This is a genomic window from Burkholderia sp. E168m15, from assembly GCF_016586105.1.
Lineage (GTDB): Bacteria > Pseudomonadota > Gammaproteobacteria > Burkholderiales > Burkholderiaceae > Burkholderia > Burkholderia orbicola.
In genome coordinates, this window is the sequence record NZ_BCPO01000176.1 from 1 (window position 1) to 12,451 (window position 12,451).

Consider the following 12,451-nt stretch of genomic DNA (forward strand, 5'->3'; position numbering starts at 1 on the left):
TCTTTGGGAACAAATTTATGCAAACCAACGCCGACAGCGCGCACACGCCAAACGTTCTACGTAATTCTACGTAGATCGTCATACGTAGTTATCCGCTTGTAAGTGGCCCCCGTCGCGCGGAATACTACGGCCCATCGCTGCGGTCTCCGCGAGGCTGCGGCACGACGCATCGACGTCACGCGGGTTCGGCCCCTCGCCGCATCCACTCAAAAACACATTGGAGACCAGGAGACGCCATGAATCGGGCTTCCAGTACCCTGCTATGGATCGCGGTCGCGCTGCTTGGCGCGTTCGCATTCGGCACGATCGCACTCGCGCACGGCGAGCGCGTCAGTGCCCTCTGGATCGTGATCGCCGCAGTCTGCGTGTATCTGATCGCGTATCGCTTCTACAGCCGTTTCATCGCCAGCAAGGTCATGCAGCTCGACGGGCTGCGGATGACGCCGGCGGTCAAGTACAACGACGGCCTCGACTACGTGCCGACCAACAAGTACGTGCTGTTCGGCCATCACTTCGCCGCGATCGCCGGCGCCGGGCCGCTGGTCGGCCCCGTGCTCGCCGCGCAGATGGGCTACACGCCCGGCATGCTGTGGATTCTGGCCGGCGTCGTGTTCGCCGGCGCGGTGCAGGATTTCATCGTGCTGTTCATCTCGACGCGTCGCGACGGCCGTTCGCTCGGCGACCTCGTCAAGATGGAGCTCGGCACGGTGCCCGGCGTGATCGCGCTGTTCGGCGCGTTCCTGATCATGGTGATCATCCTCGCGGTGCTCGCGCTGATCGTCGTGAAGGCGCTGACCAATTCGCCGTGGGGCACGTTCACCGTCGCCGCGACGATTCCGATCGCGCTGTTCATGGGCGTCTATACGCGCTACATCCGTCCGGGCCGCATCGGCGAAGTGTCGATCATCGGCTTCATCGGGCTGATGGCGGCGATCGCGTTCGGCCAGAACGTGGCCGCCTCGCCGGCGGTTGCCGCGTGGTTCACGTTCAGCGGCACGCAGCTCACGTGGATCCTGATCGGCTACGGCTTCGTCGCATCGGTGCTGCCGGTGTGGCTGCTGCTCGCGCCGCGCGACTACCTGTCGACGTTCCTGAAGATCGGCACGATCCTCGGCCTCGCGATCGGCATCCTGGTCGTCGCACCGGAACTGAAGATGCCCGCGCTGACGAAGTTCGTCGACGGCTCGGGCCCGGTGTGGTCGGGCAACCTGTTCCCGTTCCTGTTCATCACGATCGCGTGCGGCGCGGTGTCGGGCTTCCACGCGCTGATCTCGTCGGGCACGACGCCGAAGCTGATCGACAACGAAACCAATGCGCGCTTCATCGGTTACGGCGCGATGCTGATGGAATCGTTCGTCGCGATCATGGCGCTGGTCGCCGCGTGCGTGATCGAACCGGGCATCTACTTCGCGATGAACGCGCCGGCCGCGGTGCTCGGCTCGACGCCGGAAGCGGTCGCGAACACCGTCACGCAATGGGGCTTCGTGCTGACGCCCGACATGCTGACGCAGACGGCCAAGGCCGTCGGCGAAACGACGATCATCGCGCGTGCGGGCGGCGCGCCGACGCTGGCCGTCGGCATGGCGCACATCCTGCACCAGGTGATCGGCGGCGAAGCGATGATGGCGTTCTGGTATCACTTCGCGATCCTGTTCGAGGCGCTGTTCATCCTGACGGCCGTCGACGCGGGCACGCGTGCGGGCCGCTTCATGCTGCAGGATCTGCTCGGCACGTTCCACCCGGCGCTCAAGCGCACCGAGTCGCTGCCCGCGAACCTCGTCGCCACCGCGCTGTGCGTGGCCGCGTGGGGCTACTTCCTGTACCAGGGCGTGGTCGATCCGCTCGGCGGCATCAACACGCTGTGGCCGCTGTTCGGCATCTCGAACCAGATGCTCGCCGCGATCGCGCTGGTGCTCGGCACCGTCGTGCTGTTCAAGATGAAGCGCGAGCGCTATGCGTGGGTCACGATGGTGCCGACCGCATGGCTCTTGATTTGCACGCTGACGGCCGGCTGGCAGAAGATTTTCGACGCGAACCCGAAGGTCAGCTTCCTCGCGCACGCCGCGAAGCTGCAGGCCGCGGTGGACGAAGGCAAGGTGCTCGCGCCGGCGAAGTCGATCGCGCAGATGAAACGGATCATCTTCAACGACTACATCGATGCGGCGCTGGCCGGGCTGTTCATCTTCGTCGTCGTGGCCATCGCGGTGTACGGCGTGATCGCCGTGCTGCGCGCGCGCCGCGAGTCGAAGCCGACCGTGCGCGAGACGCCGTACGAAGCGATGCCGGCCGCGCAGGCGCTCGGCAGCGGACGTTGAGGAGAGGCCGCGATGTTCAGCGATCTTGGCAGCGACCTGCGCAGCGCGGGGCGTTACCTCGGGCAGGCGTTGCGGCTGATGGTCGGCCTGCCCGACTACGACACCTACGTCGCGCACATGCGCGAAACCCATCCGGACCGCGAACCGATGACGTACGAGGAATTCTTCCGCGAGCGTCAGAATGCGCGGTACGGCTCGGGAGCGGGGAAGTGTTGCTGAACCGGGCCGTTGCAATGACCTGATGAATCAGCCCGGTATCGAAACGAAAGCGCCGCGACGGATGTCGCGGCGCTTTTTCTTTGGCGGGCCGGCGGCGCGCATCGCACGGTGCTCGCGTGCCGTTTGCCCGGGCGCAGCGCGGCGGCGTCCGGCCGCCGGTATCATTGGGGCACTTTCTTTTTCCGATGGACCGCAGGAGAACACGTCGTGCATGTCGGTGAGCGTTTCAACAGCATTTCCCATCTCGTCGGCGCGGTGCTGTCGGTGGCGGGTCTCGTCGCGCTCGTGACGATGGGCGCGCTCGAAGGCGACCCGTACAAGGTGGTGAGCTTCAGCGTGTACGGCGCGATGCTGATCCTGCTCTACGCGATCTCGACGGCATATCACAGCGTGCGCAACCCGCGCCTGAAGGCGATCCTGCAGAAATGCGACCATGCGGCGATCTATCTGCTGATCGCCGGCAGCTATACGCCGTTCACGCTGGTCACGCTGCGCGGCCCGTGGGGCTGGTCGCTGTTCGGCGTGAGCTGGGGGCTCGCCGTGTTCGGCATCGTGCAGGAACTCACGCTCGGGCGCCGCACCCGCCTGCTGTCGATGATCCTCTACGTGCTGATGGGCTGGCTCGCGCTCGTCGCCGTGCGTCCGCTGATCCATGCGCTGCCGCCGATCGGCACCGCATGGCTCGTGGCCGGCGGCGTGATCTACAGCGCGGGGATCTACTTCTTCATCAACGACGAACGCATTCGCCACGGGCACGGCATCTGGCACCTGTTCGTGCTGGCCGGCAGCCTGTGCCAGTTCGTCAGTGTCGCGATGTATGTCGCGTAAGCGGCATGGGGCGTCGAGCCGGTCGGTAACCCCCGGCGAGCGGCGTGCCCGCCGGGGAAGGCGCTAGCGGCGCGCGGCGGCTCGCAGAGGGGCGGTCGTTTCGGCAGTTGCTGGCGCTGCCTGCGCCGTCAGCCACCACGTTGCCGCGGCGAGCACCGACAATCCGGCGGCCAACGTCAGCACCACCCGTACCGCCACCGGGAACGGTTGCAGCGTCGCGATGCACGCGCCGAAAATTGCGACGCCGAGCGCCGATCCGCTTTGCCGTGCCGCGTTCAGCACGGCTGCCGCCACGCCGGCGCGCGGCCGATCGATCGTCCCGAGCGCCGGCGCCGTCGCGGCCGGCGAGATGAAGCCCGATGCGAAACCGATCGCGAGCATCGGCGCGACCGCAAGCCACGCGGGCGTCGTCGCGCCGATGGCCGTTATCCCGAGCGCGCCCGCCGCGTAGAGCCCGAACGCCGCGCACATCGTCCCGCGCGCGCCGAAGCGTGCAACGACCCGCCCCGAGGTGAGGCCGCCGAGCGCGACCATCGCGGTCATCGGCAGGAACGCGAGCCCCGTATCGAGCGGGCTGGCGCCGCGAACCTGCCGATAGAACAGGCTGAGCACGAACAGCAAGCCGTAGAACACGAACGCCGACGCCATCGACACGAACGTCGATCCCGCGAACAGCCGGTTGCGGAAGAACGCGAGCGGCAGCATCGGTGCGCGGCGCCGCGCCTCGATCGCGATGAACGCGATCCACGCGACGACGCTGGCCATCGCGCCGCCGACGATCGGCGCCGAGCGCCAGCCGAGCGACGGGCCTTCGATCAGCGTGCCGATCAGCGCCCCGATCGCGACGATGGCCGCCGCCTGGCCACCCCAGTCGAACTGCCGCGACCGGTCGACGGCGGCGGGCGCGACCGTTCGGCCGAGCCAGATGCCGGCGAGTCCGAGCGGCAGGTTCACGAAGAAGAGGCTGCGCCATCCGGACAGATCGATCAGCAAGCCGCCGATCAGCGGACCCGACGCCATCGCGATGCCGCCGCAGCCCATCCACACGCTGATCGCCGAAGCGCGCGCGGCCGGTTCGGGGAACGCGCGATTGATCAGCGCCAGCGAGCAGGGCACCAGCATCGCGCTGCCGACGCCTTGCAACGCGCGGGCGACCGCGAGCGCCGGCAAGGTCGGCGCGACGCCGCACAGGGCCGACGCGGCGACGAAGACGGCCAGCCCCGCCACATAGACGGTGCGATCGCCGAGCCGGTCGCCGAGCGTGCCGCCCGTCAGCAACAGGCTCGCGAACGCCAGCGTGTAAGCGTTCACTATCCATTGCAGACCGGCCACGCGGCTGCCGAACGTGTGCGCGATGTCGGTGAGCGCGACGTTGACGATCGACGCATCGAGCAGCACGAGCATGTAGCTCACGCAGGTCGCGGCGAGCACGCGGCGCGCGGCGGCCTGATCAGGTACGGCGGCCGTCATGCGCGTTCGGGCGACGGCGACGCGGCGGCCCGCAACGCATTGAACCCGACCCATCCCCAGTACACGCGGTGATGCGCGATCAACCCGTCGCGCAGGTCCATCACCTCGACGAGATCGACCTGGTCGCCGTCCGGCGTTGCGCGCGGGTATTCCCAGACGAGCTGGCGGCCGTTCGAGAAGAACAGCCCGGTTCGGTACCAGCGCCCGAGCTGGTTGTCCGGATTGCGCAGGCCGGCCGCGAAGAATGCGCCGATCGCGGCCTTGCCGTGCAGTACGCCCGAGCCGTGCGCGGGCAGCGTGGCGACGACGAGCGGCGTTTCGAGCACCGCGTCGTCGGCATACAGCGACATCAGCGCGTCGAAGTCGCGGGCGACGACGGCTGCGTGCCAGTCTTCATGGATACGCCGGGCGTTGGCGTCGGTGTCTGCGGGTGTCATGGCGGGTTTCCGGAAGTCGATCACGGAAACCACTGTAGGGGCGTGCCGCCGCGGGACGTTTCACGTCGACCCGAAACGTGGATGCCCTGCCGTGGCGAAGGCGGTCGGGCGTCGGCCCTTAGCCGGCCAGCGCGTCGAGATTCAGCGTATACGACTTGCCGATCCACACCGCGCAATCGCGATGGTCGCGCAGTTCGTCGTGCGTATTCGGATGCAGGAAGATGTCGAGCGCGCCGTGGTTCAGCACGAGCCACGGCACGATGTCGTCGAAGCGCGCGGCGTCGAACGCGATCTGGTACGACCAGGCCGGATGCGGGCCGACGAGGCGTTCGTGAAAGCGGCCGAGTTCGATGACCGCGCCGAACCGCGCGTCGACGACCTGGCGAAACGCCCAGGCCGCGTCGCGGCTCGCCGCATCGAAATAGACGTGCGCGTGCCAGCTGTCGATGGCGGTAGTGTCGAGGGCAGCCATGGAAAGACTCGATTAAAAAAGGGAATGCCTGAGATGCCGTGCGAAACGGCCGATGCGTGATTATCGCGCGTCCTTGCTGCTTGCGTCGTGTCTCAATCCGGAAAGCCGATGCGGATGATTTGTCCTGCATCAGAAGAATCGGCTGATCCGATCAAATCACTTTGGCGGTATCCGCGTGCGCGATATCACGCCGGAGCCTTGCGGGCAGGCGCACCGGCCGGCATCGCACCGGCAACACGCCATTTCGGAAATTGAAAGAGCCGGGCGAGTACCCACCGGATCGTCGGTAGAAATCCGATCAGGTCGTTGAATGAAATAAAGAAATTCCATGTCGGCGGAATTCGCGAACGACGCGGCGCGCACGCCGAATGCCGCACCTGAAAATAACAATTGCGGATTCGGCTATTCAAGCGGGATGCGGCCCGACATACGATGGTTTCAACGCATCGATGATGGATCGATGCGGGGACAACCATCTGGAGGCCATTATGCGATCCCTCGTTCCCGTTGCTGTTCTTTCCTGCGCACTCGTTGCGCTGCCTGCCGTCGCCTTTGCGCAGTCGATCGGTGCCGGCGACATCCCGCATGCCGCGCCGTTGACCTGGTCGGCGGCGCGTGCCGAAACCGATGTGCAACTGATGCAGATGACGCGTGCCGGCTATCGCGCGACGACGGCCGGCAACCAGAACTATCCGCTCGCGATGCAGCGTGCACTCGAACGCGTGTACAACCCGATGCCCGACCGGTGGCCCGACGAGAAGGCCGCGATGCAAGCGCGGGCGGCCCGCGACGCGCAGACCGGCCATCCGGTGAAGGCGTTCTTCGTGAAAACCGCGTATTACCTGAAGGGCGAGAACACGTTTTGATGCAGGAGACGAACATGGCATGCCCCAACCGATTGTCCGGCGTGTGGCGTGCGCCGGCGATACGCAGGCTGCCGGAAGCGGGCGCGACGCGACGGCGCGCCGATATGCACGGCATGCGACGCCGGGCGAACACCCTGCGCGACGCGGGCCGCGGCGCCGTCGTGTGCCGTAGCGCCTGGCCGGGCGTGGGGGAGGACGATGCGTCCGCGAGCGAGGGCGAATCATGAAGGCGGCCCGAAAAGGCCGCCGCCATCCGCCTTTGACGCGCGAATGGCTGCTGCCGCTGCCGCCCGCGCATGCCCGCGACATCTCGCTGAAATGCCACATGGCGCTGGTCGCGCTGCGCGGCGAGCACGGTAGCGAAACGCTGCTGATGCGGCTGCGCACGAGCGTGTATCTGGTGTTCCTCGCGCTCGACGATGCGGTCTCTCCCGACGCGACCATCGACCTGTGCGTCGACGCGGAGCGCGTGCTGGACGCGAGCGTGGCGCGCGCCGTGCAAAGCGGCGCATGGGCGCTGCACGACGACGAATGCGCGGTGCTCGAACGCGTGCTTACCGCGAACGACGCGTGCGTCGCGACGCTCACGCGGCATCGGCTGGCGGAGCTGTGGCGTCATGTGTGCACGTTCGCTTCTGCCGAACAGCCGGGGCTGGTCGCGCAGGCCGCGGCGAAGATGCGGGAGCCGGCCGTTCTGCATTGAGGGGCTGCCACGGGCCGTGTTTCATACGCGTCCCATTCCATCGCGCGGACGCGCGCCGTCTAATGACTTGACTGGAGCCCGGCGTGTCCGGACGAGGATCCATCCTCGCGTTTGCGACGGTCGTGCGTGTCGGCGCGAACGCATTCGTTTCAGTCAGGAGGAGCGATGGCGCTATACAGGAGCGGCGGCTACTTCACGTGCGGAAGTGGCCGCGCATTCAGCGAGAATCTGCCGCCGGGCAGCAAGGTGACGGTGGCGGGCATCTATCGATGCACCGTATGCGGCGACGAAATCGGCATTGCGAAAGCGCAGACGTTGCCGTCCGAGGAAGCGCATCCGCACGATCTCGATCCGCCGTCCGACCCGCTGCTCGATCCGGGGCCGACCGCCTGGCAACTGATCGCCGCGGCGGAGTCTCGAAGCTAGGCAACCGACGTTCGCCCTCGCACGCAGGCGCGCAAGCGCAACGTGTCACACGGTGTCCGTCAAAACGAAAAGCGCCACGGAGCGAATGAACTCCGTGGCGCTTTTTCGATTCCAGCCGCTGCGAAGGCGCGAACCTTCCCGCGGCGCAACGCGCGACTTAAGCGGCCGTTGCCGACTTCGCCGGCTTCTGCAGCTTGCCCTTGCCGGCGCGCTGGATTTCCTCGAGCTTGATCTCGACGTGGCGCGAGAACACGTACTCGGCCGGACGCTGCTTCGCGATCGAGATGTCCGGTGCGAACGGGCCGTCGGTCTTGATGCCCTTGCGGCTCACGCGCAGCGCCTTCAGCGGGTTCGAGATCGTGTCCATCACGGCGGTGGCCTCGAAGCCGCAGTGGACCATGCAGTCCGCGCACTTCTCGTAGTTGCCGACGCCGTAGTTGTCCCACTCGGTCGTTTCCATCAGTTCCTTGAAGGTCTTCACGTAACCTTCGCCGACCAGGTAGCACGGCTTCTGCCAGCCGAACACCGTACGCGCCGGGTTGCCCCACGGCGTGCACTTGTACGTCTGGTTGCCGGCCAGGAAGTCGAGGAACAGCGACGACTGGCTGAACGACCAGCGCTTGCCGCCTTCGCCGCGCTTCAGGATTTCGCGGAACAGGTTCTTCGTCTTGTCGCGGTTCAGGAAGTGCTGCTGATCCGGCGCGCGCTCGTACGCGTAGCCCGGCGACACGGTGATGCCGTCGACGCCGATCGGGCCCAGCGTGTCGAAGAACTTCGCGACGCGCTCCGGCACCGCATCGTTGAACAGCGTGCAGTTGATGTTCACGCGGAAGCCGCGGCGCTTCGCTTCCTTGATCGCCGCGACGGCCTTGTCGTACACGCCTTCCTGCGACACCGAGTGATCGTGCGCTTCCTTGTCGCCGTCGAGGTGGACCGACCAGACGAAATACGGGCTCGGCTGGTAGTCGTCCATCTTCTTTTCCATCAGCAGCGCGTTCGTGCACAGGTACACGAACTTCTTGCGCTTCATGATGCCCTTGACGATTTCCGGCATATCCTTGTGGAGCAGCGGCTCGCCGCCGGCGATCGACACGACGGGCGCGCCGCACTCGTCGACGGCCTGCAGGCATTCCTCGACGGACAGGCGCTGGTTCAGGATCGGGTCCGGATAATCGATCTTGCCGCAGCCGTTGCACGCGAGGTTGCAGCGGAACAGCGGCTCGAGCATCAGCGCGAGCGGATAGCGTTTGTTGCCGGACAGGTGCTGGCGCACGATGTAGGCGCCGACACGGACTTGCTGGAGCAGCGGAATAGACAAGGGATGTCCTCCTTAAACTTCGCGGGCGACAGCTTGCGTGAGCTTCGCCGGCAACTTGAATTCGACTTTTTCTTCACGGCCCGCCATCGTCGCGACATCGACGGGCCCCAGCGCGCGCAGCGCGCCGATTACATCCTCGACCATTTCTTCGGGCGCCGACGCGCCGGCGGTCAGGCCGACCGTCTGCACGCCCGCGAACCATTCGGCCTTCACTTCCGAGCCGTCGGCGACGAGATAGCTCGGCACACCGCTTTCGGTGCCGATCTCGCGCAGGCGGTTCGAGTTCGAGCTGTTCGTCGCACCGACGACGAGCAGCACGTCAACCTGTTCGCTCAGCTCGCGCACGGCGGCCTGGCGATTCTGCGTGGCATAGCAGATGTCGCGCGTATCCGGGCCGACGATGTCGGTGAACCGGCGCTGCAGCGCTTCGATGATGCCGCGCGTGTCGTCGACCGACAGCGTGGTCTGCGTGATGTACGCGACCGGCGTATCGACGGGCAACGTCAGCGTATCGACTTCTGCTTCGCTCTGCACGAGGATCACCTCGGCCGGAATCTGGCCGATCGTGCCCTCGACTTCCGGGTGGCCCGCGTGGCCGATCAGGATCAGCCGGCGGCCCGCCGCGACGTACTGGCGCCCCTGCACGTGCACTTTCGTGACGAGCGGGCAGGTCGCGTCGAGCACGTCGAGCCCGCGCGTCTGCGCGTCGCGCTCGACCGTCTGGGCGACACCGTGCGCGCTGAAGATCGCGACAGCGCCGTGCGGCACCTCGTCGAGTTCCTCAACGAATCGTGCCCCTTTATTACGCAGATTTTCGACGACATGCCGGTTATGCACGATCTCGTGACGCACATAGACCGGCGCACCGTGCTGTTGCAGCGCGCGATCGACGATCTCGATCGCACGGACAACCCCCGCACAAAAGCCGCGGGGCTGGGCAAGGATGACTCGCATAGGTGAGCGAACTCCGACGACAGACGCCGGGGTTCGAGGCGCTGGCACGCGCTTGCTCGCCCCGGCTTGATGTTATGAAGGCAGGAACGAACCGGCCGGCCAGGCCCCGGAACCCCGAATTAATCGCGCATTTTAACCCTATCGGGCCGTCCGTGCTTTGGTGCTGTGTCGGCACCGTTGCAATTGTGGGAGAGCCGCGTCGGCGCTGGCGCGCGCGGAACCCGGTAAACTGCGCGGTTTCGCCGGCGGCCGCTCCGGCTGCCCGCCATCGCGCTCATTTCAAGGCCCTTCGATGACCGTCGATTCTTACGCGTATTGCCCTTCCGCTCGTGGGGTTTCGGGTGTTTTGTTCCCGACCCCTATTTATGCCGAACCCGCCGGCGCCCGGCAGGAGGCAGGCCGATGATGCTGGCGATCGCTTTCCTCGTGTCCGGCCTGTCGCTGGTGATCTGGATCGTGTTGCTCGTCGCGCGCGGTGGCTTCTGGCGCGCGCAGCCCGCGCGGCCGCTGCCGCCGGAAGCCCGCGGCGCGGCGGCCGAGGCCGGCTGGCCGGCCGTCGTGGCGGTCGTGCCGGCGCGCAACGAAGCCGACGTGATCGCCCGTGCGGCGACTTCGCTGCTCGAGCAGGACTATCCGGGCGACTTCCATCTGATCATCGTCGACGACCACAGCGACGACGGTACCGCCGACGCGGCCCGCGCGGCCGCGCTCGCGATCAACCGTGCCGACCGGCTGACGGTGCTGAGCGCGAAGCCGTTGCCGGCCGGCTGGTCCGGCAAGGTGTGGGCGCAGTCGCAGGGGATCGCGGCGGTGCGGACGCTCGGCCTGCCGGCCGATTACCTGCTGCTGACGGATGCCGACATCGGCCATCCGCCCGACGCCGTCGCGCAGCTCGTCACGCGTGCACAGGCCGAGCATCGCGATCTCGTATCGCTGATGGTGCGGCTGCGCTGCGACTCGTTCTGGGAAAAGGCGCTGATTCCGGCGTTCGTGTTCTTCTTCGCGAAGCTGTATCCGTTCTCGTGGATCAACAACCCGCGCAACCGGACGGCCGGCGCCGCGGGCGGCTGCATGCTCGTGAAGCGCACGGCGCTGGAAGAAGCGGGCGGCATCGAATCGATTCGCGGCGCGCTGATCGACGACTGCAGCCTCGCCGCGCAGATCAAGCATCGCGGCAGCGGCCGCCATCCGATCCGGCTCGATCTCGCCGATCGCAGCGTGTCGCTGCGCCCGTACGACAGCTGGCGCGACATCTGGAACATGATCGCGCGCACCGCGTTCACGCAACTGCACTATTCGCCGCTGCTGCTGGCCGGCACGCTGCTCGGGATGACGATCATCTATCTGGTGCCGCCCGTCGCTGCGCTCGCCTACGGCGCGCGTGCGTGGCCGGCCTGGCTCGCATGGGCGTCGATGTGCGCCGCGTATGCGCCGATGCTGCGCTACTACCGGCGCTCGCCGCTGTGGGCGCCCGCGCTGCCGCTCGTCGCGCTGTTCTATGTGGGCGCGACGTTCGCGTCCGCGTGGCGTTACTGGCGCGGCAAGGGCGGGCAGTGGAAGGCGCGCGTGCAGGCGCCGGTGGATCGCTGACGCCGAGTGTGCCCCGGGAGGCATGCCTCCCGGCAGCCGGAAAGCAAACAGCCCGATCGGTGCGAACCGGTCGGGCTGTTTCGTTTTCGGCTGTGTCGTGTGCCGATGCCGGCGCTTACCGCTGCGTCAGCATCATGTACATCTGAACCACGACGTCCGGCGAGAACGTAAACGGCACCCAGCCGTAGCCCGTGTGGCGGGCGACCAGCAGGCGGTCGCCGTTCGACTGCTTCTGCACGGCCATCATCGGGTTCTTCGTCGTCACGAAACGCCAGCCGGCCGGGATGCCGGGCGGCGGCTCCGGCTGCATCGACGCACGCGCGTGCGCGAGTTCCTCGATCAGTTGGCCCAGTTGTTCCGGATGCAGCGTGATCGACTGGCCGTTGATGGTCAGCGTGAGTTCGTTCTGGGACGGGCGCGCGACGTGCAGCGTCGCCTTGTCGGCCGGTGCGGCAGCGGTGTCGGTTGCAACCGCGGAGTCGGCTTGCGCCGCCGGGACGATCGCGGTTTCGGCCTCGACGGCCGCAGTCGACGCCTCGGCAGCGTCGGCCTCGACCGGTGCGGTTGCGTGTACGGCCGGCTCCGTCGTCGGCGTGTCCGCCGGTGCCGGCTCGACGGCTTCGACCGTCACCGCCGTGGCTGCGACCGCACTCGTCGCGGCTTCCTTGACGACGGCCTCGACGAGCGCTTCGGCGTCGGCAATGGCCTTCGCGTGGTGCTGCGCGGCCGCTTCGGCCTGGGCGATCGCTTCGGTATGGCGCTGCGTGATGGCTTCGGCTTCGGCGGTTGCTTCGGCATGGCGTTGCGCGGCGGCTTCGGCCTGGGCAATCGCTTCGGCGTGATGCTGCGTGAT

Annotated in this window: 12 protein-coding genes and 1 pseudogene; 7 read left to right on the forward strand and 6 right to left on the reverse strand. The window is 67.0% G+C overall.

Annotated features, from left to right (window positions below; all coding sequences use genetic code 11):
* Positions 1-236: 236 nt before the first annotated feature.
* The 3 genes from JMF86_RS28170 (at position 237) to JMF86_RS28180 (ending at position 3,362) form a co-directional block, all read left to right on the forward strand.
* Positions 237-2,315, forward strand: a complete 2,079-nt coding sequence (locus tag JMF86_RS28170) for a carbon starvation CstA family protein (protein WP_011548874.1) — start codon at positions 237-239, stop codon at positions 2,313-2,315.
* A gap of 12 nt (positions 2,316-2,327) precedes the next feature.
* Positions 2,328-2,534, forward strand: coding sequence for a YbdD/YjiX family protein (locus JMF86_RS28175; RefSeq protein WP_006480280.1), 207 nt, complete (start codon positions 2,328-2,330; stop codon positions 2,532-2,534).
* Positions 2,535-2,741: 207 nt separating this feature from the next.
* Complete coding sequence (locus JMF86_RS28180; RefSeq protein WP_006480281.1) at positions 2,742-3,362, forward strand: hemolysin III family protein; 621 nt, start codon at positions 2,742-2,744, stop codon at positions 3,360-3,362.
* Positions 3,363-3,425: 63 nt separating this feature from the next.
* On the opposite strand, the gene JMF86_RS28185 is transcribed toward JMF86_RS28180, so the two are convergent.
* The 3 genes from JMF86_RS28185 to JMF86_RS28195 all read right to left on the reverse strand — a co-directional run bounded on the left by JMF86_RS28185 (position 3,426) and on the right by JMF86_RS28195 (position 5,741).
* Entirely contained in the window at positions 3,426-4,832 is a 1,407-nt protein-coding gene (locus JMF86_RS28185) for an MFS transporter (RefSeq protein WP_011548875.1), read from the reverse strand.
* Positions 4,829-5,269 (reverse strand): nuclear transport factor 2 family protein, encoded by a 441-nt coding sequence (locus JMF86_RS28190; RefSeq protein ID WP_011548876.1) that lies wholly within the window; start codon positions 5,267-5,269, stop codon positions 4,829-4,831. Before JMF86_RS28190 ends, JMF86_RS28185 begins: the two co-directional genes overlap by 4 nt.
* A gap of 118 nt (positions 5,270-5,387) precedes the next feature.
* Positions 5,388-5,741, reverse strand: coding sequence for a DOPA 4,5-dioxygenase family protein (locus JMF86_RS28195; RefSeq protein ID WP_011548877.1), 354 nt, complete (start codon positions 5,739-5,741; stop codon positions 5,388-5,390).
* 488 nt (positions 5,742-6,229) lie between these two features.
* Between JMF86_RS28195 and JMF86_RS28200 the strand changes: the two genes are divergently transcribed.
* The 3 genes from JMF86_RS28200 (at position 6,230) to JMF86_RS28210 (ending at position 7,736) form a co-directional block, all read left to right on the forward strand.
* The gene (locus JMF86_RS28200; RefSeq protein ID WP_011548878.1) at positions 6,230-6,607 is read left to right on the forward strand and encodes a hypothetical protein; all 378 of its coding nucleotides are present in this window, start codon (positions 6,230-6,232) and stop codon (positions 6,605-6,607) included.
* A gap of 223 nt (positions 6,608-6,830) precedes the next feature.
* Complete coding sequence (locus JMF86_RS28205) at positions 6,831-7,310, forward strand: hypothetical protein (RefSeq protein WP_011548879.1); 480 nt, start codon at positions 6,831-6,833, stop codon at positions 7,308-7,310.
* Positions 7,311-7,475: 165 nt separating this feature from the next.
* Positions 7,476-7,736: a hypothetical protein gene (locus JMF86_RS28210; protein ID WP_006485063.1), complete on the forward strand. Its 261-nt coding sequence runs from the start codon at positions 7,476-7,478 to the stop codon at positions 7,734-7,736.
* A 157-nt stretch (positions 7,737-7,893) separates the two neighbouring features.
* Here the strand turns inward: JMF86_RS28210 and hpnH are convergent, their stop codons facing one another.
* Together hpnH and ispH are read right to left on the reverse strand one after the other, a co-directional pair.
* Positions 7,894-9,054 (reverse strand): adenosyl-hopene transferase HpnH, encoded by a 1,161-nt coding sequence (hpnH, locus tag JMF86_RS28215; RefSeq protein WP_011548880.1) that lies wholly within the window; start codon positions 9,052-9,054, stop codon positions 7,894-7,896.
* A 12-nt stretch (positions 9,055-9,066) separates the two neighbouring features.
* Positions 9,067-10,008 (reverse strand): 4-hydroxy-3-methylbut-2-enyl diphosphate reductase, encoded by a 942-nt coding sequence (ispH, locus tag JMF86_RS28220; protein WP_011548881.1) that lies wholly within the window; start codon positions 10,006-10,008, stop codon positions 9,067-9,069.
* Positions 10,009-10,410: 402 nt separating this feature from the next.
* Between ispH and JMF86_RS28225 the strand changes: the two genes are divergently transcribed.
* Complete coding sequence (locus JMF86_RS28225; protein WP_011548882.1) at positions 10,411-11,598, forward strand: glycosyltransferase; 1,188 nt, start codon at positions 10,411-10,413, stop codon at positions 11,596-11,598.
* 115 nt (positions 11,599-11,713) lie between these two features.
* On the opposite strand, the pseudogene JMF86_RS28230 reads toward JMF86_RS28225, so the two are convergent.
* A pseudogene (locus JMF86_RS28230) lies at positions 11,714-12,451 on the reverse strand (phage tail protein); the annotation flags it as partial.